At 61.0% G+C, this 21,087-nt stretch carries 19 protein-coding genes and 1 riboswitch; of the genes, 12 read left to right on the top strand and 7 right to left on the bottom strand.

Features of this window, described 5'->3' with window-relative positions:
* Position 1: 1 nt before the first annotated feature.
* From metK to CQ002_RS02690, 4 genes are all read left to right on the top strand, one after another.
* Positions 2-1,192, top strand: coding sequence for a methionine adenosyltransferase (gene metK, locus CQ002_RS02705; RefSeq protein WP_025857661.1), 1,191 nt, complete (start codon positions 2-4; stop codon positions 1,190-1,192).
* Between the two features lie 222 nt (positions 1,193-1,414).
* Complete coding sequence (locus CQ002_RS02700) at positions 1,415-1,765, top strand: hypothetical protein (RefSeq protein WP_105162991.1); 351 nt, start codon at positions 1,415-1,417, stop codon at positions 1,763-1,765.
* A 95-nt stretch (positions 1,766-1,860) separates the two neighbouring features.
* Positions 1,861-3,525, top strand: a complete 1,665-nt coding sequence (gene ligB / locus CQ002_RS02695) for an NAD-dependent DNA ligase LigB (RefSeq protein WP_105162992.1) — start codon at positions 1,861-1,863, stop codon at positions 3,523-3,525.
* A 42-nt stretch (positions 3,526-3,567) separates the two neighbouring features.
* Complete coding sequence (locus CQ002_RS02690; protein WP_034109867.1) at positions 3,568-3,963, top strand: DUF1090 domain-containing protein; 396 nt, start codon at positions 3,568-3,570, stop codon at positions 3,961-3,963.
* Positions 3,964-3,969: 6 nt separating this feature from the next.
* Here CQ002_RS02690 and CQ002_RS02685 read toward each other — a convergent pair whose 3' ends face one another.
* Positions 3,970-4,419 (bottom strand): cytochrome c, encoded by a 450-nt coding sequence (locus CQ002_RS02685; RefSeq protein ID WP_034109869.1) that lies wholly within the window; start codon positions 4,417-4,419, stop codon positions 3,970-3,972.
* A gap of 129 nt (positions 4,420-4,548) precedes the next feature.
* Here CQ002_RS02685 and CQ002_RS02680 point away from each other — a divergent pair, with 129 nt between their 5' ends.
* On the top strand, positions 4,549-5,733 hold the full coding sequence (locus tag CQ002_RS02680) for a murein transglycosylase A (protein WP_034109871.1): 1,185 nt from the start codon (positions 4,549-4,551) through the stop codon (positions 5,731-5,733).
* 127 nt (positions 5,734-5,860) lie between these two features.
* On the opposite strand, the gene CQ002_RS02675 is transcribed toward CQ002_RS02680, so the two are convergent.
* On the bottom strand, positions 5,861-6,247 hold the full coding sequence (locus CQ002_RS02675; RefSeq protein WP_010207167.1) for an MAPEG family protein: 387 nt from the start codon (positions 6,245-6,247) through the stop codon (positions 5,861-5,863).
* 204 nt (positions 6,248-6,451) lie between these two features.
* Here CQ002_RS02675 and CQ002_RS02670 point away from each other — a divergent pair, with 204 nt between their 5' ends.
* A complete protein-coding gene (locus CQ002_RS02670; protein ID WP_034109873.1) occupies positions 6,452-7,711 on the top strand; it encodes a sodium:proton antiporter in 1,260 nt (419 codons plus the stop codon).
* On the opposite strand, the gene CQ002_RS02665 is transcribed toward CQ002_RS02670, so the two are convergent.
* The 3 genes from CQ002_RS02665 to CQ002_RS02655 form a co-directional block, all read right to left on the bottom strand.
* Entirely contained in the window at positions 7,705-8,592 is an 888-nt protein-coding gene (locus CQ002_RS02665; RefSeq protein ID WP_069078775.1) for a formate/nitrite transporter family protein, read from the bottom strand. The two genes, CQ002_RS02670 and CQ002_RS02665, sit on opposite strands and share 7 nt — an antisense overlap.
* A gap of 71 nt (positions 8,593-8,663) precedes the next feature.
* On the bottom strand, positions 8,664-10,595 hold the full coding sequence (locus CQ002_RS02660) for a patatin-like phospholipase family protein (protein ID WP_105162993.1): 1,932 nt from the start codon (positions 10,593-10,595) through the stop codon (positions 8,664-8,666).
* Positions 10,596-10,694: 99 nt separating this feature from the next.
* A complete protein-coding gene (locus CQ002_RS02655) occupies positions 10,695-11,099 on the bottom strand; it encodes an acyl-CoA thioesterase (RefSeq protein ID WP_105162994.1) in 405 nt (134 codons plus the stop codon).
* 191 nt (positions 11,100-11,290) lie between these two features.
* A riboswitch (S-adenosyl-L-homocysteine riboswitch) is annotated at positions 11,291-11,397 on the top strand.
* Between the two features lie 21 nt (positions 11,398-11,418).
* On the opposite strand from CQ002_RS02655, the gene ahcY reads away from it, so the two are divergent.
* The 5 genes from ahcY to CQ002_RS02630 all read left to right on the top strand — a co-directional run bounded on the left by ahcY (position 11,419) and on the right by CQ002_RS02630 (position 17,969).
* Entirely contained in the window at positions 11,419-12,828 is a 1,410-nt protein-coding gene (ahcY, locus tag CQ002_RS02650) for an adenosylhomocysteinase (protein ID WP_105162995.1), read from the top strand.
* 171 nt (positions 12,829-12,999) lie between these two features.
* Positions 13,000-13,845 (top strand): methylenetetrahydrofolate reductase [NAD(P)H], encoded by an 846-nt coding sequence (metF, locus tag CQ002_RS02645; protein WP_034109880.1) that lies wholly within the window; start codon positions 13,000-13,002, stop codon positions 13,843-13,845.
* A 78-nt stretch (positions 13,846-13,923) separates the two neighbouring features.
* Positions 13,924-15,006, top strand: coding sequence for a hypothetical protein (locus CQ002_RS02640; RefSeq protein ID WP_034109881.1), 1,083 nt, complete (start codon positions 13,924-13,926; stop codon positions 15,004-15,006).
* Positions 15,007-15,069: 63 nt separating this feature from the next.
* The gene (locus CQ002_RS02635) at positions 15,070-15,861 is read left to right on the top strand and encodes an ABC transporter substrate-binding protein (RefSeq protein ID WP_105162996.1); all 792 of its coding nucleotides are present in this window, start codon (positions 15,070-15,072) and stop codon (positions 15,859-15,861) included.
* 221 nt (positions 15,862-16,082) lie between these two features.
* Positions 16,083-17,969: a DEAD/DEAH box helicase gene (locus CQ002_RS02630; RefSeq protein ID WP_034109883.1), complete on the top strand. Its 1,887-nt coding sequence runs from the start codon at positions 16,083-16,085 to the stop codon at positions 17,967-17,969.
* Positions 17,970-18,193: 224 nt separating this feature from the next.
* Here the strand turns inward: CQ002_RS02630 and CQ002_RS02625 are convergent, their stop codons facing one another.
* Both CQ002_RS02625 and CQ002_RS02620 read right to left on the bottom strand, forming a co-directional pair.
* Entirely contained in the window at positions 18,194-18,772 is a 579-nt protein-coding gene (locus tag CQ002_RS02625; protein ID WP_034109884.1) for a YceI family protein, read from the bottom strand.
* A gap of 32 nt (positions 18,773-18,804) precedes the next feature.
* Complete coding sequence (locus CQ002_RS02620; RefSeq protein WP_034109885.1) at positions 18,805-19,356, bottom strand: cytochrome b; 552 nt, start codon at positions 19,354-19,356, stop codon at positions 18,805-18,807.
* A 273-nt stretch (positions 19,357-19,629) separates the two neighbouring features.
* Here CQ002_RS02620 and CQ002_RS02615 point away from each other — a divergent pair, with 273 nt between their 5' ends.
* Complete coding sequence (locus CQ002_RS02615) at positions 19,630-21,036, top strand: adenosylmethionine--8-amino-7-oxononanoate transaminase (RefSeq protein ID WP_034109886.1); 1,407 nt, start codon at positions 19,630-19,632, stop codon at positions 21,034-21,036.
* Positions 21,037-21,087: the final 51 nt, after the last annotated feature.

Raw genomic sequence — 21,087 nt, 5'->3', positions numbered from 1 at the left:
GATGAGCGAATACTCCCTTTTCACCTCCGAGTCCGTGTCTGAAGGGCATCCGGACAAAATCGCCGACCAGATTTCTGATGCGGTGCTGGACGCCATCATTGCTGAAGACAAGTTCGCCCGTGTGGCGTGCGAGACTCTGGTGAAAACCGGTGTAGCGATCATCGCTGGCGAAGTGACCACCACCGCCTGGGTCGACCTGGAGCAGATCGTCCGTGACGTGATCACCGACATCGGCTACACCAGCTCCGACGTCGGCTTTGACGGCGCGACCTGTGGCGTGATGAACATCATCGGCAAGCAGTCTCCCGACATCAACCAGGGTGTCGACCGTGCCAAGCCTGAAGATCAAGGCGCCGGCGACCAGGGCCTGATGTTCGGCTACGCCAGCAACGAAACCGACGTGCTGATGCCGGCACCGATCACGTTCTCGCACCAACTGGTGCAGCGTCAGGCCGAAGCCCGCAAATCCGGGCAATTGCCTTGGTTGCGCCCCGACGCCAAGTCCCAGGTGACCTGCCGCTACGAAGGCGGCAAAGTCGTTGGTATCGACGCTGTCGTGCTGTCGACCCAGCACAACCCGGACGTGTCCTACGCCGACCTGCGCGAAGGCGTGATGGAGCTGATCGTCAAGCACGTGCTGCCTGCCGAACTGCTGAGCAAGGACACCCAGTTCCACATCAACCCGACTGGCCAGTTCATCATCGGCGGCCCGGTGGGCGACTGTGGCCTGACCGGTCGCAAGATCATCGTCGACAGCTACGGCGGCATGGCCCGCCACGGCGGTGGCGCGTTCTCGGGCAAGGACCCATCCAAGGTGGACCGCTCGGCCGCGTACGCCGGTCGCTACGTGGCCAAGAACATCGTCGCCGCCGGCCTGGCGGAGCGTTGCGAGATCCAAGTGTCCTACGCCATCGGTGTCGCCCAGCCTACGTCGATCTCGCTGAATACCTTCGGCACCGGCAAGATCAGCGATGACAAGATCGTGAAGCTGGTGCGTGAGATCTTCGACCTGCGTCCTTACGCGATCACCACCATGCTCGACCTGCTGCACCCGATGTATCAGGAAACCGCGGCCTACGGTCACTTCGGTCGCACCCCTGCGCAGAAGACGGTCGGCGACGACACCTTCACCACCTTCACCTGGGAAAAAACCGACCGCGCCAACGACCTGCGCACTGCCGCCGGCCTGTAATCGCTGTTGGTGCTCAAAAGCCCCGCCGGGTTCGCCCGGCGGGGCTTTTTATTGCCGTGCGAATCACGCGACGACATTCACATTTTTTGGATCCAAACCTTGCAGGCCCAATGATGGCCCTCTAGAATCCGCGCCCTCTCGGGCCCTTCACCTTATTTGGATATTGCCCTGCGCCAGCCCGGGATTCACACGCGTGCAGGCAATCGAACATTGAGGTTTTTCATGCGCATTTCCACGCTCGCCCCTGCAGCCCTTCTGCTCAGCCTGTTCGCCCTGCCGGCAAACGCCGCCGACCTGAGCGCACTGAGTGGCGCCCTGAGCGCCCAATTGGGTGGCAGCAACGCCGGCGACTGCCAGAAGCAAGCCAACGACCTGCAAGCCAAGATCGATGCTGCCGAGGCCCAGAAGGACACCATGAAGGTGAAGGCTTTCAAAGCGGCGCAGGACCAGATCAACAAAGGTTGCAACAAACTTTCTGAAGCTCAGGCCAAAGCCGACGCCAAGCAACAGACCCAAGAAGCCAAGGCCGATAAGCCTGATGCAGTGAAAGCCCTGGGCGGTCTGTTCAAGTAAGTAGAAATACCCGGTAAAAAGCCCCGCACTGTCGGGGCTTTTTTGTGGCCGTCTGGATCATTTAGGCTGGGCGTCCTTTCCGAGCAAGGATGCTCATGATGCGTTTACTGTATGCCCTGTTACTCATCGCCTTGCCCTATGGGGTATGGGCCGAAGGTTGCCCGGATGAAGCCCGCTCACAGGTCGGCATCCTCGCCGAACAGATCAACCAGTGGGATGACGGTTACCACCGGCTCGGCCAATCGCCTGTCAGCGATGAACTCTACGACCAGGCGCGCCAGCGCTTGACCCATTGGCGCCAGTGCTTCCCCGAATCTACCGTGGCGTCCGACACCCCCTTGGCGAGTTCACGCGGGACCCTGCCTCACCCCGTGGCCCATACCGGCCTGGAAAAACTCCTGGATGAACAGGCCGTTGGCACCTGGCTGGGCACACGCCAGGATGTCTGGATTCAACCCAAGGTGGATGGTGTCGCGGTGAGCCTGGTGTATCGCCACGGGCGTTTGAGCCAGGTCATCAGCCGAGGCGATGGGGCCGTGGGCCACGACTGGTCTGCCTCTGCGCGCAAGATTCCCGGCATTGTCCAGCAACTGCCCGCCCCCCTCGACCTCGTGCTGCAAGGCGAACTCTATTGGCGTCTGGACGACCACGTGCAATCCGTAAGCGGGGGGATCAATGCGCGCAGCAAGGTGGCCGGGCTGATGAACCGCAAGCAATTGAGCGACACCGATGCCGCTGGCATTGGCCTGTTCGTCTGGGCCTGGCCGGAAGGGCCGGCCGGGTTTAGCGAGCGCCTGGCCACATTGGCACGCTGGGGTTTCAGTGATAGCCGTCGCTACAGCCAGCCCATCCAGAACATCACCGAAGCCACGCACTGGCGCGCCTATTGGTACAACCACCCACTGCCATTCGCCAGCGATGGCGTGGTGTTGCACCAGGCGCAGCGCGCCCCCGCCGGGCGTTGGCAGGTCAGTGCACCCTACTGGGCGGTGGCGTGGAAGTACCCGCTCGGCAAGGCCTTGGCGCTGGTGCGCGACGTGCAATTCAACATCGGCCGCACCGGGCGCATCACGCCCATGCTCGAGCTGGAACCGGTGCGCCTGGATGACCGCCAGATCAGCCGGGTGAGTGCCGGTTCATTGAAGCGTTGGCAATCGCTGGATATCCGCCCTGGCGACCAGGTATCCATCAGCCTGGCGGGCCAAGTGATTCCCCGGTTGGACGAGGTCATCCTGCGCAGTACCACCCGGGCGGAGCTGCCAGTGCCCAACCCTGGAAAATTCCACGCATTGAGCTGCTGGCAACTGGACCCAGGCTGTGAGGAGCAGTTGCTGGCACGCCTTACCTGGCTGAGCGGCAACCAGGGCCTTGCCTTGCCACACATAGGCCGCGAGACCTGGAACGTATTGATCCAGGCCGGTCTAATCGCAGGCTTTCTCGATTGGTTAACCCTGGATGCGGCAGAGCTTGCTAACATTGATGGCTTCGGTGATCGCAGCCGTGCGCGAGTGCTAGAGAGCCTTCACAGCGCGCGACAACGGCCCTTTGCACAATGGCTCAAGGCCTTGGGTGTACCGCCTGCGGCACGTAACAACCTGGAAGGCGACTGGCAGACGCTGGTCGCCAGAGACACCCAGGCCTGGCTGGCCATCGATGGCATCGGCCCGGGCCGCGCAGCGCAACTGAGCGCTTTTTTTCGCGACCCGCACGTACAGGCCATGGCTGAAACATTACGCGTGGCGGGGATAGACGGGTTTTGAACCCGCTGCCCGCGCCATCAGACTGCGACTTTGGAGCCCCACATGAAATTCCTAGCCCCCCTTGCCTTGCTGACCATCGCAAGCTTCATGACCACACCGCTGCTGGCCGCTGAAGACGCGCCTCAGCTCACCGGCTGCGCGGCCAAGCGCCAAGCCATCAGCACCCAGATCGAACAGGCCAAGGCGCATGGCAACAGTGCGCAACAAGCCGGCCTGGAAAAAGCCCTGGGCGAAGTCACTGCCAATTGCACCGACGCGGCCCTGAAGAAGGAGCGTGAAAACAAGGTGCTCGACGCCAAGCATGAAGTCAGCCGCCGCCAGGCCGACCTCGACAAAGCCATGAAAAAAGGCGACGCGGACAAGATCAACAAGCGTAAGGACAAGCTCGCCGAGTCACGCAAGGAACTGCAGGACGCCGTGGAAGAACTCGACCAGTAAAACCGGTCAGTGGTCCCGGAACTGTTTATGGCAGGCGCTGCAGGCATCTTCGACTTTTTGCACCGCCGGCCCCAGGTTGCTGGCCTTGTAGGGCTGCACCTGGCTGGCGATCACCAATTCACCGGTGGCCGCTTCAAGGTTGCGGGCCAGTTGCTGGAATTGCGCCTGTTTCTGCCAGACATCGTCCTTGGCGCTGGTGTGATCTTCTTCACGCACGCTCGGGAAATGCTTCCACGGTTCATGGGACAACGCATCCAGCTTGACGGCCCCTTCGGCGAATTTTGCGCCGTCGAACGGAATGCGCCCGCGCAGCATGCCGCCCAGGTCCTCACCGGTCTTGAGCATCTGCTTGAAGATTGCCTTGCGCTGGCCCAGCGGCGAATTAGGATCAACGCCGCCACAGGCAGACAGCGTCAGGCAGGCCAGCAGTACAACGGTCAGTCGTTTAAAAGTCATGGTGGCTTCGAGGTCACGGGAAACGGCGGCCAGTATCCTCGCCCTGCTCGCAAAGACCAATAGCCCTATTATTAATAAGGGTTGCCCACCCGCGTTGCGACGCGGGCAATCGCTTCAGGAAGTATGTGTATGAATTTCAACTTGAAACCCTGGAGCCGCCGCCTGGCGTGGGCTCTGCCGATGATCGCGCTGTTGGCCGGCTGCGACGCGGGCAAGGAAACAGCCAAAGATGAAACATCCAAACCTCATGCCGTCGCCACCTATGTGAGTGCACCTTGGGAAGCCTTGCCGGCGGTGTCCGACAGCGACCTGCTGGCCGGTTTTGAGTCCTGGCGCAGCGCCTGCCAGCGCCTCAAGGCAGACCCGGTCTGGGGCCCGACCTGTGCGGCGGCCGCCACGGTGCCGAGCAATGCACTCGCAGTGCGTGGGTTTCTCAAGGAACGCCTGGATGTGTTCGGCCTGCGCTCGGCCGACAACACCCCGAACGGCTTGATCACTGGCTACTACGAACCGGTCTACCCCGGCAGCCTGACCAAGACCGCCACCGCCAATGTGCCGGTGTACGGTGTGCCGGACGACCTGATCATCGTCAACCTGGAAAGCATCTACCCCGAACTCAAGGGCAAGCGCCTGCGCGGTCGCCTGGAAGGTCGCGTGCTCAAGCCCTACGACGATGCCAGCGCCATCAACGGCCAGGGCTCCACGGCCAAACCGATTGCCTGGTTGACTAACCCGATGGACCTGCAATTCCTGCAGATCCAGGGCTCGGGCCGCATTCAACTGGCCGGTGGACGCCAACTGCGCGTGGGTTATGGCGACCAGAACGGTTACCCCTACCGCCCGATCGGGCGCTGGCTGGTAGAGCAAGGCGAATTGAAGAAAGAAGACGTGACCATGGGCGCCATCAGCGCCTGGGCCAAGGCGCATCCGCAGCGTATTCCGGAACTGCTGGCGAGCAACCCCAGCTATGTGTTCTTCAGCGCCCGGCCTGACAGCAACGAAGGCCCACGCGGCTCCTTGAACGTACCGTTGACCGCAGGCTACAGCGTAGCGGTGGACCGCAAGGTGATTCCCCTGGGCAGCCTGTTATGGCTCTCGACCACCAAGCCGGATGGTTCGCCGATCGCCCGGCCGGTGGCCGCACAGGACACCGGCGGTGCAATCACCGGTGAAGTGCGTGCGGACCTGTTCTGGGGCACCGGCGATGCAGCGGGTGAATTGGCTGGCAACATGAAGCAGCAGGGGCAGATCTGGATGCTGTGGCCCAAGGGCGCAGCATTGCCGCAGGTGCCGGATGCACCGGCCGGGACTTAATACACGCTGAGGATCCATAGGTGGGAGCGGGCTTGCTCGCGAACGCGGTGTATCAGTCACAGATGTGCTGACGGATACACCCCATTCGTGAGCAAGCCCGCTCCCACAAGGGGATTTGCGTTAAACGTCAGATCGAGACGAAGAAGAAACTCGCAATCAGCGCCATCCCCACAAACCACACCAGCGAACGCAACATCGCCCAATCTGCCAGGTAGCAGATGATGTACAGCAGGCGGCTGGTAATAAAGAGCACGGCCAGCACATTGATGGTCACCAATTCGGCCGTACCGGCCAGGTGCGCGATAATCACGGCTGCCGCAAATGCTGGCGTGACCTCAAAGCTATTGAGCTGCGCACTGTGAGCGCGCTTGGCAAACCCTTCGAGGGTGTCCAGGAACGCACGAGGGTCGTGGTTCTGCCGCGGCCCGAACTTGCCACCGCTGAACTTGGCCACCCCCGTGCACAGGTAGGGCAGGAAAATTGCGATCAACACACACCAGAAGGCCACCGTCATCACTGATTCCTTTTTTAGTTTGCTTTTTAGTTTGAAACGGAAATTAGAGTTTTAGCACTAAACATGAAAAGCCGCACCCATCGCTATGAGCCGCCAGACCCACAAAGGTTCTATCGGTGATTTGGCCCGAGCCCTGCAACATCGCGCCGCTGTTGCGGTCCATCCCCCGTTAATGCTCCCCCACCCAACTTCCAAGGACCCCGGATGCTTGAACTTGTCGCCGCCTTCATTTGCCTTACCACTCTGCTCACCTATGTGAACTTCCGTTTTATCGGCCTGCCACCCACCATCGGAGTGATGGTCACGGCCTTGGTGTTTTCGCTGATCCTGCAAGGCTTGAGCGTTCTCGGCTACCCGGGCCTGGAAGAACGCATCCAGCAACTGATCGGCCAAATCGACTTCGGCGACTTGCTGATGAACTGGATGCTCTCGTTCCTGCTGTTCGCCGGTGCTTTGCACGTGAACCTGAACGATCTGCGCAGCTACCGCTGGCCCATCGGCTTGCTGGCGACCTTCGGCGTATTGATCGCGACCCTCGTGATCGGCAGCTTGGCGTATTACATCTTTGCCCTGTTTGGCTGGCAGGTGAGCTTCCTGTACTGCCTGCTGTTCGGCGCGTTGATTTCCCCCACCGACCCGATTGCGGTACTGGGCGTGCTGCGTACCGCCAACGCCTCCAAGCCACTCAAGACCACGATTGTCGGCGAGTCGCTGTTCAACGACGGTACGGCAGTGGTGGTGTTCACCGTTCTGCTGGGTATCGCACAGTTGGGCGATACGCCCACCGTGGGCGCGACTGCCATGCTGTTTGCCCATGAGGCGATTGGTGGCGTGGTGTTCGGAGGCCTGATCGGCTACCTGGTCTACCTGATGATCAAGAGCATCGAGCAGCACCAGATCGAAGTGATGCTGACGCTCGCCCTGGTCATCGGCGGTTCGGCAATGGCCACCGAACTGCACGTCTCCGCACCGATTGCGATGGTGGTCGCCGGCCTGATCATCGGCAACCTGGGACGCAAGTTGGCGATGAACGACATGACCCGTCGCTACCTGGACGGTTTCTGGGAACTGCTCGACGACATGCTCAACGCGCTGCTGTTTGCGCTGATCGGCATGGAACTGCTGCTGTTGCCGTTCAACTGGCTACACGCGTTCGCCGCCAGCCTGCTGGCCGTAGCGATCCTGCTGTCGCGCCTGCTGACCGTAGCACCCGCCATCCTGTTGCTGCGGCGCTGGCGCAGCGTGCCACGCGGCACCATCCGCATCCTCACCTGGGGTGGCTTGCGCGGCGGGGTTTCCGTGGCACTGGCATTGGCCCTGCCGCTGGGACCGGAGCGCGACCTGTTGCTGAGCATCACCTACATCGTGGTGCTGTCGTCGATCCTGTTGCAGGGTCTGAGCATTGGCAAGCTGGTCAAGCGCGTGACCCGGGACGAGCCCCAGGCCGCGCCTGAGGCTCACTGATCCTTGTTGATCTGCTGCGGATGCCTAGGGTCCGCAGCTTTCTTGCCCGGCAAGCTGCTTTCGCTACGAATCTGCGCATGGCTGATCAGCGCAAAGATAAAGCTGCCGCCAATGATGTTGCCCGCCAGGGTCGGCCCGGCGAACACCAGCCAGAAGTCCTTCCACGGCAACTCGCCCGCAAACACCAGGTACGACACCTCGGCCGAACCGACGACGATATGGGTGAAATCGCCCAAGGCCATCAAGTAGGTGATCAGGATGATGATCCACATCTTGGCGCTTTCCATGGAGGGAATCATCCACACCATGGTGGCGATCATCCAGCCAGAGACAATGCCCTTGGCAAACATCTGGCCGGCATCGTTCTCCATAATCTTGCGGCCGATTTCGAGGAAGGCCAGGTCGGTCTTGGTATCGAAGATCGGCAGGTGCAACATGACATACGCCACCAGCAGGGTGCCGCACAGGTTGCCCACCAGCACCACCGTCCATAGCCGCAACAGTCGCCCGGCGTTGCCGAGCGTCGGCTTGCTCATCACTGGCAGCACGGCCGTCAGGGTGTTTTCGGTGAACAATTGCTGTCGGGCGAGGATTACCGCAAGGAAGCCTGCGCAGTAACCGAAGCTGGCGATCACTTTGAAGGCTTCGCCATCCGGCAGGCGGGAGTTGAGCAACCCCATCGCCATGAGCGAAAGGCCCATGGTCAGCCCGGCCGCCAGTGCCGACCACCATAAGGCGGCGACGCTGCGTTCCAGTTCCTGATCGCCCTGGGTGCGAATGATTTCGTGCAGCACTGCCGCGCGAGGCGGCTGGTTCTTGTCGACGTCCTGCTGCTCTTCCTGCGAGAGATTGGGGGTTTTGCCTGCTTCGTCGGTGGCCATGATCATCCAGAGTCCAAGGGGTGCCTGTAGCTACGACACGCTGCCACAGTGGCTGTTCAGTGGCCATGCAACTAAACCTGCAGCCGCCAGGCCCGGGCCATGTCCACAGTGGTGGAACGGTGTGGCTTGTCCCAGGGTTTGTTACGCGCCTGGTAGTGCTCGCCGAGGGTGTCGAGTACCCGGTTGAACTCGCTGGGTGTCCTCGCCCACGCCAGGTCTTGCGCTGCCCGGTGCAACAATTCGACGTTGGACTCGGGCTGGCCTGGCCTGAACAGCGAGGGGTAGATCACCTCCCGGGTGAAGTTTTCCGCCTTCATCGCAATATCACGCACGTGCATCTCGGCGACAGCGCTGCCGATGACGCTGTACATCGGCAAGGCATCGCCTGCGAACTGCCTGGCGGCCACTTGCAGCAATTGCTGGAAGTTGCGCTGGCTTTCGACATTGAGGCGCCGCCCCAGCCAATCGATGTGCTCAGGCCGACGGGCCAGGGCATCCAGGTTACGCAACGCCGATGAAATTTTCGGCGTGAACACCAGCATGTCCTGCGACGTATTCGCCTCGATAATTGCGCCATCAAGGGTGTGCAACGCCTGTCTCGCGCTCTCTCGAAACATCAGCACATCCGCGGCGGCCGGGTCTTTTTGCAGCATCGGTTGCACGCTGGCGAGCATTTCATCGTCCATGGCCAGCACCGCCTCATCCAGGGAGTGGAACGCGTGATGCTCAAGTGCCAGGGTGCGGCGTTCCAGATGCGCCTCTACCGCCTGGCGTGCTTTTGCCTGCAAGTGTTGCTTCTGCTCATCCTGCATCGTGAAGTTGACCGTGCCGGTGAGCAGGCCTCGAAAGTCACCTTTCTCGGTCTTGAGGGGCAACGTCACCGTCTGTTCGGCAAACGCTTCAAGCCTCTTATCTTGAAAGGCCCCCGCGGCGGAATGCGCAACGCCCGTGATGCGATTGGCCACACTACTGAAAAAACTACCGCTGCGAGCCGATGGATCAGTGGCGTTCGACTCGAACGTGACAATCAACGATTCGGACTTGTTCAGGGGGCTATCGGCAAATGCCCTCTGCACCACGCCTGGCACTGGGGTATTGAGCAACAAGCCACCGTCCTTGAATACGGTGGTTTCAGTTGATGCCTGGAAGCCATGACCCTGCTCCAAAGGGCTCTTGAACACCACCGGCAATGAACCCGAAATATGCGCCGCCCGGGCGATGTCCATATCCGGGGTCAAACTGGCGTTGAACACCACCAATTGCGGGCGACCATCAAACAGGCCGGTCCCGGTGATACTGAGTTGCTTGATCGCAGGAATATGCCGTTGCAACACCTCAAGATCGCCGAAGGTCGGTGCGCCACCGGCGCTCAGCCTGTCAGCAATATTCATGACTTCGGCCGGACGGGTTTCTCGTGGGGTTTGCGCGATGTGCGCAAGAATCGACTGACGTGACTCGTTGCGGATCATTTCTTCAAGGGGGAAGGCTTCGGTCTGCAGGCGCGGCAGCAGCGTCATCAACAACTGGGAAATGTTGCCGACGGGGCTGGGCAAGTAGCTGATGAGTTTGCCAAGTGTCGTACTGGCATCCTGCAGCCAAGCCGTCACGGCGTCTTTGCTGTTCAGCAGGCTTGGCAAGTCTATGTTGTCCGACAACGTGTCGAACGCCGCCGCCCCCATGCCACTGGCAAGCAGCGCCGCCGAAATGGCTCCGGCGGATGAACCGCAAGCCTGTTGGATACCCTCCAGCTTTCGGGCGTCCTCCAGGGCCTGCACCACCCCCGAAAAGGCAATGCCCTTGGCCCCGCCGCCACTCAGCACCAGGCTCGTGACGGGTGGCGCCGATAAAATCACCTCCACCCGTCCCTGATGATCGCGCAGAAGCGTCACATTGCGCTTGCCCACCCCCTCTACCAGAGGCGTCTTCTCGCTGTGATGGGTGGCAGAGTGAGCCTTGTCACTCAATGGGGGTTGAATCTGGGCGATCGAGTTGAACACTTTCATACGCGGGCTCTCCAGAGGGTGTAACCCCTGAGTGAGGAGAGAGCCGGGCAACGATCCATGCGGAATGATTTGGTAAAGCAAATCACACCGCAGGCTTACTTACTCAGGAAGACTGTCATCCTTGAATTGGTCCTTAACGTACCTGATCTCCGTGCGGCCATGAGGCGCCGGCAGGCCATCCTCGCCGAGGTTGACGAAGACCATTTTTTCGACAGTGAGGATGCTCTTGCGGGTGATCTTGTTGCGCACTTCACAGGTCAGGGTGATGGAGGTGCGGCCGAACTCGGTGGCGGTGATGCCCAGTTCGATGATATCGCCCTGGCGCGAGGCGCTGACGAAGTTGATTTCGGAGATGTACTTGGTCACTACACGCTGGTTGTCCAATTGCACAATGGCGTAGATGGCCGCTTCTTCGTCGATCCAGCGCAGCAGGCTGCCGCCGAACAGGGTGCCGTTGGGGTTGAGGTCTTCGGGTTTTACCCATTTGCGGGTGTGGAAGTTCATGGGGCGGGGCTCCGAGGTGTTTGAGCAGTAGATTTGGCCCCTCCAGCTTCAAGTTTCAAGCGACAAGGTGCAAGTTAAAAGCCGAACCGCGCTCACTTGCCGCTTTCGGCTTGCCACTTGCCGCTCAAAGAAAGCTATAATCGCCACCGCTTCAAAACGGTCATCTTCAGTTGATACCGTTCTCCCGCCACCTGTCCGAGGGGCGCTGCAGCAGGTTCAACCTGTCAGGCTCGGATGGGGCGTTGTCCGGCCTGGTCCATCTGGCCTGATACTAAACGCACAACGGCGCCCATTCGCACACTACGAATGGAGGCTCTTCATGAGCGCTGTAATTACGCCTGCAGATTTCAACGACTACAAAGTCGCCGACATATCCCTCGCCGCCTGGGGCCGTCGCGAAACCTTTATCGCCGAATCCGAAATGCCTGCCCTGATGGGTCTGCGCCGCAAGTACGCCGCAGAGCAACCGCTCAAGGGCGCGAAGATTCTCGGCTGCATCCACATGACCATCCAGACTGCCGTGCTGATCGAAACCCTGGTTGCCCTGGGTGCCGAAGTACGTTGGTCGTCCTGCAACATTTTCTCGACTCAAGACCAGGCCGCTGCGGCCATCGCTGCTGCCGGCATCGCGGTATTCGCCTGGAAAGGCGAGACCGAGGAAGAGTACGAGTGGTGCCTGGAGCAAACCATCCTGAAAGATGACAAGCCATGGGACGCCAACATGATCCTTGACGACGGCGGCGACCTGACCGAGCTGCTGCACAAGAAATACCCGCAGATCCTCGACCGCGTCCACGGCGTGACCGAAGAAACCACCACGGGCGTGCACCGCCTGCTGGACATGCTGGCCAAGGGCGAGCTGAAAATCCCGGCCATCAACGTCAACGACTCGGTGACCAAGAGCAAGAACGACAACAAGTACGGCTGCCGTCACAGCCTGAACGATGCGATCAAGCGCGGCACCGACCACCTGCTGTCGGGCAAGCAAGCCCTGGTGATCGGCTACGGTGACGTGGGCAAGGGTTCGTCCCAGTCCCTGCGCCAGGAAGGCATGATCGTCAAGGTTTCCGAAGTCGACCCGATCTGCGCCATGCAAGCCTGCATGGATGGTTTCGAAGTGGTTTCGCCGTTCATCGACGGCCAGAACGACGGCACCGAAGCGAGCATCGACAAAGCCCTGCTGGGCAAGATCGACCTGATCGTGACCACCACCGGTAACGTGAATGTTTGCGACGCGAACATGCTCAAAGCCCTGAAGAAGCGCGCCGTGGTGTGCAACATCGGTCACTTCGACAACGAAATCGACACCGCTTTCATGCGCAAGAACTGGGCATGGGAAGAAGTGAAGCCACAGGTACACAAGGTTCACCGTACCGGTGCTGGTGATTTCGACCCGCAGAACGATGACTACCTGATCCTGCTGGCTGAAGGCCGCCTGGTTAACCTGGGCAACGCCACCGGCCACCCAAGCCGCATCATGGACGGCTCGTTCGCCAACCAGGTACTGGCCCAGATCTTCCTGTTCGGCCAGAAGTACGCCGACCTGTCGCCAGCCCAGAAAGCCGAGCGCCTGACCGTGGAAGTACTGCCGAAGAAACTCGACGAAGAAGTGGCCCTGGAAATGGTCCGCGGTTTCGGCGGCGTAGTGACTCAACTGACCAAGACCCAGGCCGACTACATCGGCGTGACCGTCGAAGGCCCGTTCAAGCCGCACGCTTACCGTTACTGATCGGCCTGGCAGCCCACCCCCAGGGGTGGGCTATTGCACCGAGTCGCCTGCTTCGCTGGCAAGCCAGCGCCTATAAGTACCATGTAGGAGCTGGCCTGCCAGCGAACGCGGTGCAACAGGCATACGAACAACCCGGCCCCATCCGGTTTTCGAGTTTCCAAGGGTATTACCATGTCCCAAGACCGTCGCTACAGCTTCGAGTTCTTCCCGACCAAGACCGATGCTGGGCATGAAAAACTGATGGCGACTGCCAAGCAGTTGGCCAGCTACAACCCCGACTTCTTTTCCTGCACCTACGGCGCGGGCGGTTCGACCCGTGACCGCACGATCAACACCGTGTTGCAGCTGGAAAGCGAAGTCAAAGTTCCCGCCGCCCCGCACTTGTCGTGCGTGGGCGACAGCAAGGCCGACCTGCGCAGCCTGCTGACCCAATACAAGGCCGCCGGCATCAAGCGCATTGTCGCCCTGCGCGGTGACCTGCCCTCCGGCATGGGCATGGCCAGCGGTGAGCTGCGCTACGCCAATGACCTGGTGAGTTTCATCCGCGAAGAGAGCGGCGACCACTTCCATATCGAAGTGGCGGCTTATCCGGAGATGCACCCCCAGGCCCGCAATTTCGAAGACGATCTGCAGAATTTCGTGCGCAAGGCCAACGCCGGTGCCGACAGCGCGATCACCCAGTACTTCTTCAACGCCGACAGCTACTTTTACTTCGTCGAGCGTGTACAGGCCATGGGCGTGCATATCCCGATCGTGCCGGGCATCATGCCGATCACCAACTACAGCAAGCTGGCGCGCTTCTCCGACGCCTGCGGTGCAGAGATCCCACGTTGGGTGCGTAAACAACTGGAAGCCTATGGCGACGACGTCAAAAGCATCCAGGCATTTGGCGAACAGGTCATCAGCACAATGTGTGAAGATCTGTTGCAGGGTGGCGCGCCAGGGTTGCACTTCTATACCCTGAACCAGGCTGAACCCAGCCTTGCCATTTGGAACAACCTCAAGCTGCCACGCTGACGCTTGTCCGGCTGTGCCAAGGCCCTCGTCTCGACGAGGGCCTTCGTCGTTTTACATGCCTACGGAACCCAGCAGTCCATGAATACAGTGCCCACGACTTCCCGCCCACAACTGGTCTACCTGGTCTTCGGCTCCGAGACCTACCACCAAGAGGCGGTGTTCAGTATCGCCAGTGCGCTGGCCTTCCTGCAGGACACCCCGGACGCCGCCGTGGACATCCAGGTATTCAGCGACAACCCCGAACCCTATCGCCTTTTGCCAGTGCGCGTGCGCCCTCTGGACGACGCCACCCGCCAGCGCTGGAGTGAGCCCCACGGCTATCACTTCCGCACCAAGCATGTGGTATTGCGCCAAGTGCTGGAAGAGTCGCCGGTGGCCATGCTGATCGACACCGACACCTTCTTCCATCATTCACCGATGGACCTGTTCGAGCGCGTGCAGCCTGGCACCCTGTTGTGCAACGCGTTCTACACCCGCTACGGCGACAACCACGAAAGCATTCTCTACACCGCCCTGCGCCAACGCCTGCTGGACATGGGTGTGGCCGACGATGACATGATGACGCTCAACTCCGGGGTCATGGGCCTGACGCAACAGGACGCGCACATCCTCGACCGCTCCATCGCCTTGATGGACGAACTGTTCCCCTATGCCCAGGGGGCCTATACCCTCGAAGAATTCTGCCTGTCGATCGCTGCCTATCGCACGGTCAACGTGCGCGAATGCCCGGACCTGATCCACCATTACTGGAGTCGCAAGCAACTGTTCCGCGCCAAGGTCAAGGCCTGGATCGCCAAGCATGCGGCCGCCCCTACCAGCGCATTGGCCTTGGCCGACACCCGCCAGGTGTCCTCGCACCTGCCGCGCCCTCCCCGCCTGCAGCGCCTGCTGTACAAACTGATCACCCTGCTGCTGCCCAAGCACCAGCAGCAGTTCATCCGCGAAATCCTCTACGGCTGCTACGAGCATGAGAACGAGTTCGACCAGGCGTGTGGCCCGGTTTGGTGGGACAAGGCCCGACAGAACCAGGAAGAACGCCAGAAACATCCGATCGATGCCCATCAGTTGGAACACTGGTTTGCCAACCCCGTGGTGCGCCTGATTCTCGGCGAGCGACGCGCCGCGATCTACGAACACTTGATGACCTCACCGGCCAAATAGCCCCATCCGAGGAGGCGCGTGCCAGAGCTTCTCTTTAAGGCAGGAGCGTCGTAACCTCAGGGCATGCCCGTCATTCTCAAGTTGTTCACTGCTGCCCTCTTTACTTGCCTGAGCCTGGCTGCTTATGGCGAGAAACTGCGCATTGTGACGGAGCCATGGGCGCCCTATGTGTACGACGACAACGGCACCATGCGCGGGTTGGACTATGAAACCACGGTGATCGTATTCCAGCGCCTGGGCGTCGAGGTGCAATGGCAATTCCTGCCGTGGAAGCGCTGCCTGGCCATGCTCGACCAAGGCAATGCCGACGGAGCATTGGACATTTTCCACAGCCACGAGCGCGACGGTTTGCTTCTGTACCCCAGCGAACCGCTGTCGGAAGTGGAGTTCGTACTCTTCTACGCCAATGAGCGCCCCCACCCCGTCGAAGGCCTCGAAGAACTGCGCGGCCTTACGGTCGGCACGTCGCCAGGCTACCTGTACGGCGGCGAGTTCAGCGATTCAACCCTGTTCAACCGCGAACCGGCGCCCAGCCATGAGGCCAACTTCGGTAAATTGATGCTGGGGCGAATCGACCTGCTGGTCACCGACCGCCGGGTAGGCCAGCATGTGATCAAGGCATTGGGCCTGGAAGGCAAGGTCAGCCAGGCACCCGCGGTGGTCAGCCGCCAGTCGCAGTTCCTCGCGGTGCGCCGTGGCGCGGGCATGGACCTGCTGGTACAACGTTTTGCCGCCGAGCTCAAACGCTTCAAGCAAGAACCGGCGTATAGCGCCTTGAGCGCCAAATATGGTGGGATCCAAGCCATTACGGGGCCGGGACGCACCGTTGAGCAGCAGGAAAGCAGCGCACAGTGATTGCTCTGTTATACTCCGGCCTTTCCGCCAGGCTTACGCCCGGCCGCTGAGGTCTTGAAAAAGGCACCCAACCCCGCTACAGCGCAGCTTTCAGCCCGCGCGAGCCGGTGGAGTGCCCGCCAGACGCAGCAGGACCGGACGGGGTTGCGCTCCCCTAAGCGCCATTCACGCCCGGCAAGATTATCCCTTTGGGCCAAGCCCTAACTAAAACAGGATTACTCATGTCCTTTGCTTCCCTCGGTCTCTCCGAGGCTTTAGTCCGCGCCATCGAGGCAGCGGGCTATACCGAGCCTACTCCGGTGCAACAGCGGGCCATTCCCGCCGTGTTGCAAGGTCGCGACCTGATGGTTGCGGCTCAGACAGGTACTGGTAAAACCGGCGGCTTCGCCCTCCCGATTCTGGAGCGGTTGTTCCCCAACGGTCACCCGGACAAATCCCAGCGTCACGGCCCGCGCCAACCGCGCGTACTGGTCCTGACCCCAACCCGCGAACTCGCGGCGCAAGTGCATGACAGCTTCAAGCTGTATGCCCGCGACCTGAAGTTCGTCAGTGCCTGCATCTTCGGCGGCGTCGGCATGAACCCACAGGTTCAGGCCATGTCCCGTGGCGTAGACGTGCTGGTGGCGTGCCCTGGTCGTTTGCTCGACCTGTGCGGCCAAGGCAGCGTCGACCTGTCCCACGTGGAAATCCTCGTGCTGGACGAAGCCGACCGCATGCTCGACATGGGCTTTGTCCATGACGTGAAAAAGGTCCTCGCCCGCCTGCCGGCCAAACGTCAGAACCTGCTGTTCTCGGCGACGTTCTCCCAGGACATCACCGCCCTGGCCGGCAAGCTGCTGCACAACCCGGAACGCATCGAAGTCACGCCGCCGAACACCACGGTCGAGCGTATCGAGCAACGCGTCTTCCGCCTGGCCGCCAGCCACAAGCGTGCGCTGCTGGCCCACCTGATCACCGCCGGCGCGTGGGAACAAGTACTGGTGTTCACCCGCACCAAGCACGGCGCCAACCGCCTGGCCGAGTACCTGGACAAGCACGGCCTCACCGCCGTCGCCATCCACGGCAACAAGAGCCAGAACGCGCGCACCAAGGCCCTGGCCGACTTCAAGGCCGGCTCCGTGCGCATTTTGGTCGCCACCGATATCGCCGCCCGCGGCCTGGATATCGACCAACTGCCACACGTGGTCAACTTCGAGCTGCCAAACGTCGATGAAGACTACGTGCACCGTATCGGCCGTACCGGCCGTGCCGGTCGTTCGGGTGAAGCCATCTCCCTGGTTGCACCGGACGAAGAAAAACTGCTGAAAAGCATCGAACGCATGACCAAGCAGAAAATCGCCGACGGCGACCTGATGGGCTTCGATGCCAGCGCCGTGGAGGCCGAGAAGCCAGAAGCGCGCGAGCGTCCGGATGTGCGCAACCCGCGTAACCCACGCGGGCCGAAGGGCGACGGCCCGAACGGCGGCGGTGGCGGCGGTGGTCGTCGCGACAAGGGCAAGGACAAGGGCGGCAAGGAAAAAGCGCCTACCAACGGCCGTGGCGAACGCCCGGCCCGCGAGCAGAAACCCCGTGAAGGCACCCCGGCCCGCGAACAGCGCCAGCCGAGCCAGCCGCCACGCGCTGCCGCTGACCGCGCCCCGGACGAGTTCCTCGACGACGATGTGGATAACTTCGGCAACCGCGTTGACTACGTGCCCCAGGCCAAGCCGGCCCAGGGCCGTGGTCGCCGTCCAGGTGCCCCGGCACAAGGTGCGGGCGCAGGCGCGCCACGTGGCGGCCAGCCTCAGGGCGGTCGTCAGAATGGTCCGCGCAACAGCAGCGGCGGCACCACCGGTACGCCGCCTGCCAAGCGCAACGGCCCGCGTAACGGTGCCCCCCGTGACGGCCAGGCTCGTCGCGATGACTCGCGCAGCAATAACCGCCGCCCGGCCCGTGACGATCAGCCTCGCTTGTCCGAACCGGCCGTGCAGAACCCGCGCGGCGGCCCGGCGCCGAAGATCATCCACAAGGAGTCGAAAGCTGATCGCTTCCCGACACCAGAGCAGTTGGATCAACTGCCAGGCCGTCCTCGTGGTGAAAAACCGGCATTGCTGACCCGCAATCGCTGAGTTTCAACGCCCATGAAAATGCCCCGCCTCGAAAGAGGCGGGGCATTTTTTTTGACTCGACCCCGATCAACTATGGGAGCTGGCGTGCCTGCGGCTGCATCGACTCGGTGTGCCTGGTGCTCCAAATTGCCCGCATCACAGGCACCCCGACGCCCACACTGGTTGCATTCCAGGCATAAAAAAACCGGATCTCAGGATCCGGTTTTTTCGTGTAAAAACAGAAATTACTTCTGCTTGACGCCTTCCAGCGAGATGTCCAGGTCTACAGTCTGCGAGGACGGGCCTGGGCCTTTGATGCCGAAGTCGTTCAGGTTGACGGTAGTGGTAGCGTTGAAGCCAGCACGTTCGCCGCCCCATGGATCCTTGCCTTCACCGTTGAAGGTCGCCTTGAAGGTCACAGGCTTGGTCACGCCGTGGAAGGTCAGGTCGCCAGTCACGTCTGCGGTTTTTTCACCGGTAGGCTTGACCGCAGTGGACACGAACTTGGCGTCGGCAAACTTGGCAACGTCCAGGAAGTCTTTGCTGGCGATGTGCTTGTCACGCTCTGCGTGGTTGGACCACAGGCTGGCGGTCTTCACGTCGACCGCGATTTTGCTGGCCTCAGGCTTGGCGGCATCCCAGCTGAACGTGCCATCCCAATCCTTGAAGGTACCGTGGATGAAGCTGTAGCCCAGGTGGCTGATTTTCCAGTCGATGAAGGCGTGCTGGCCTTCCTTGTCGATCTTGTAGTCAGCAGCCATCACCTGACCTGCAGACAGCAGGGCAGTACCGATTGCCAGAGCGGCGAGGGTCTTTTTCAACATGCTTTCTATTCCTTGTGAGTCGAGGTTGAACATCAGGCTTTGCGCCCCAGCATACGAACCAGGGTCGCATCACGGTCAATAAAATGGTGTTTCAAGGCGGCCACGCCATGCAAACCGGCGAAGACCACCAACACCCAGGCGAGGTACAGGTGCACCAGGCCGGCGTTATCTGCCTGGTCCGGTAGTCCGGATACCACGGCAGGAATCTCGAACAGGCCAAATACCGGGATACCGACACCGTCTGCGGTGGAAATCAGGTAGCCGGCGATCATCACGGCAAACAAACCGAGATACAGGAACGCATGGCCAAATGCGGCACCGATGCGGGTCATGCGACTGTAACTGGCCAACGGCGGTGGCGGCGGGCTGATCAGGCGCCAGACAATACGCACCAGCATGATGGCAAACAGCGTGATGCCAATGCTCTTGTGCAGGTCCGGGGCGTCTTTGCGCCAGGCGCTGTAGTAGTCGAGGCCGACCATCCACAAGCCCAGGGCGAACAAGCCAAACACCACCAGGGCTACACCCCAGTGCAAAACAATGCTGACCCAACCATAGCGGGCCGATGAATTACGTAGCTGCATGTCCCAAATCCCGTAAGAGCTGCGCCCAAGACTAGCGATTTACCTATCGAATTAAAGCGGAAAATTTCGCTTTGAAATATCGAGAAATACGATCAAGAGCGTATGTACAGTAAGTTAACGACGGATTAAGGACTATTCCTAAGAAACGTGACAGACCGTCCTGTGTTTACCGCGAATTCATCCGTAATGGGTTGTGACACAGTCGCCCATTGCATAGGCTTGCGCGATTGTTTTACCTGCGCCCGCCGCAGGACCGCTTCGAGGAGATAACCGATGGGCTTGAATAACCAGTGGATGCAACGCGACCTGGCCGTGCTGTGGCATCCCTGCACCCAGATGAAAGATCACCAGCAATTGCCGCTGATCCCGATCAAGCGCGGCGAAGGCGTCTGGCTGGAAGATTTCGAAGGCAAGCGTTACCTCGATGCCGTCAGCTCCTGGTGGGTCAACGTGTTTGGCCATGCCAACCCGCGCATCAACCAGCGCATCAAGGACCAGGTCGACCAACTGGAACACGTGATCCTCGCCGGCTTCAGCCACCAGCCGGTGATCGAGCTGTCCGAACGCCTGGTGCAAATGACGCCCGAAGGCCTGACCCGCTGCTTCTACGCGGACAACGGCTCGTCGTGCATCGAAGTCGCGCTGAAGATGAGCTTTCACTATTGGCTCAACCGCGGCCTGCCGAATAAAAAACGCTTCGTCACCCTGACCAACAGCTACCACGGCGAAACCATCGCCGCGATGTCAGTGGGCGACGTGCCGCTGTTTACCGAGACCTACAAGGCGCTGCTGCTGGACACCATCAAGGTGCCGAGCCCGGATTGCTACCTGCGTCCGGAGGGCATGAGCTGGGAAGAACATTCGCGCACCCTGTTCCTCGCCATGGAACAGACCCTGGCGGACAACCACGACACCGTGGCCGCCGTGATCGTGGAACCGCTGATCCAGGGCGCCGGTGGCATGCGCATGTACCACCCCGTGTACCTCAAGCTGCTGCGCGAGGCCTGCGACCGTTACGGCGTGCACTTGATCCACGACGAAATCGCCGTAGGCTTCGGCCGCACCGGCAGCATGTTCGCCTGTGAACAGGCCGGCATCCGTCCAGACTTCCTGTGCCTGTCCAAGGCCCTCACCGGCGGCTATCTGCCATTGGCGGCCGTGGTCACCACCGAAGACGTGTACAGCGCGTTCTATGACGACTACCCGACGCTGCGCGCGTTCCTGCACTCCCACAGCTACACCGGCAACCCGCTGGCGTGTGCGGCAGCGCTGGCGACCCTGGATATCTTCGAAGAAGACAACGTCATCGAGAACAACAAGGCCCTGGCCCGGCGCATGGCCACGGCCACTGCGCATCTGGTGGACCACCCTCACGTCTCGGAAGTACGCCAGACCGGCATGGTGCTGGCCATCGAGATGGTCCAGGACAAAGCCACCAAGACCGCCTACCCGTGGCAGGAGCGCCGTGGCCTGAAGGTATTCGAGCATGCCCTGGAACGTGGCGCGCTGTTGCGACCACTGGGCAGCGTGGTGTATTTCCTGCCGCCCTACGTGATCACGCCGGAACAGATCGACTTCCTCGCCGAAGTGGCCAGCGAAGGCATTGATATCGCCACCAACAGCACCGTCAGTGTTGCAGTGCCGAAGGACTTCCACCCTGGCTTCCGTGACCCTGGCTGATCATCCCCCACATCCTTTGTAGAAGCCGGCTCCTACACAACATTGTCCAGA

The sequence above is a fragment of the Pseudomonas sp. MYb13 genome, from assembly GCF_002980075.1.
Taxonomy (GTDB): Bacteria; Pseudomonadota; Gammaproteobacteria; order Pseudomonadales; family Pseudomonadaceae; genus Aquipseudomonas; species Aquipseudomonas lurida.
Note: the sequence above shows the minus strand (reverse complement) of the source record. Positions and strands in the feature narration are given on the sequence as shown.

Excerpts from the sequence above, each read along its gene's own strand:
- CQ002_RS02655 (WP_105162994.1), bottom strand. The coding sequence starts at position 11,099 with ATGAACTTCCACACCCGCAAATGGGTAAAACCCGAAGACCTCAACCCC.
- CQ002_RS02665 (WP_069078775.1), bottom strand. The coding sequence starts at position 8,592 with ATGGCCACCGACGAAGCAGGCAAAACCCCCAATCTCTCGCAGGAAGAG.
- CQ002_RS02630 (WP_034109883.1), top strand. The coding sequence starts at position 16,083 with ATGTCCTTTGCTTCCCTCGGTCTCTCCGAGGCTTTAGTCCGCGCCATC.
- metF (WP_034109880.1), top strand. The coding sequence starts at position 13,000 with ATGTCCCAAGACCGTCGCTACAGCTTCGAGTTCTTCCCGACCAAGACC.
- CQ002_RS02640 (WP_034109881.1), top strand. The coding sequence starts at position 13,924 with ATGAATACAGTGCCCACGACTTCCCGCCCACAACTGGTCTACCTGGTC.
- CQ002_RS02615 (WP_034109886.1), top strand. The coding sequence starts at position 19,630 with ATGGGCTTGAATAACCAGTGGATGCAACGCGACCTGGCCGTGCTGTGG.
- CQ002_RS02635 (WP_105162996.1), top strand. The coding sequence starts at position 15,070 with ATGCCCGTCATTCTCAAGTTGTTCACTGCTGCCCTCTTTACTTGCCTG.
- CQ002_RS02660 (WP_105162993.1), bottom strand. The coding sequence starts at position 10,595 with ATGAAAGTGTTCAACTCGATCGCCCAGATTCAACCCCCATTGAGTGAC.
- CQ002_RS02620 (WP_034109885.1), bottom strand. The coding sequence starts at position 19,356 with ATGCAGCTACGTAATTCATCGGCCCGCTATGGTTGGGTCAGCATTGTT.
- CQ002_RS02700 (WP_105162991.1), top strand. The coding sequence starts at position 1,415 with ATGCGCATTTCCACGCTCGCCCCTGCAGCCCTTCTGCTCAGCCTGTTC.
- metK (WP_025857661.1), top strand. The coding sequence starts at position 2 with ATGAGCGAATACTCCCTTTTCACCTCCGAGTCCGTGTCTGAAGGGCAT.
- ahcY (WP_105162995.1), top strand. The coding sequence starts at position 11,419 with ATGAGCGCTGTAATTACGCCTGCAGATTTCAACGACTACAAAGTCGCC.
- CQ002_RS02685 (WP_034109869.1), bottom strand. The coding sequence starts at position 4,419 with ATGACTTTTAAACGACTGACCGTTGTACTGCTGGCCTGCCTGACGCTG.
- ligB (WP_105162992.1), top strand. The coding sequence starts at position 1,861 with ATGATGCGTTTACTGTATGCCCTGTTACTCATCGCCTTGCCCTATGGG.
- CQ002_RS02625 (WP_034109884.1), bottom strand. The coding sequence starts at position 18,772 with ATGTTGAAAAAGACCCTCGCCGCTCTGGCAATCGGTACTGCCCTGCTG.
- CQ002_RS02675 (WP_010207167.1), bottom strand. The coding sequence starts at position 6,247 with ATGACGGTGGCCTTCTGGTGTGTGTTGATCGCAATTTTCCTGCCCTAC.
- CQ002_RS02690 (WP_034109867.1), top strand. The coding sequence starts at position 3,568 with ATGAAATTCCTAGCCCCCCTTGCCTTGCTGACCATCGCAAGCTTCATG.
- CQ002_RS02670 (WP_034109873.1), top strand. The coding sequence starts at position 6,452 with ATGCTTGAACTTGTCGCCGCCTTCATTTGCCTTACCACTCTGCTCACC.
- CQ002_RS02680 (WP_034109871.1), top strand. The coding sequence starts at position 4,549 with ATGAATTTCAACTTGAAACCCTGGAGCCGCCGCCTGGCGTGGGCTCTG.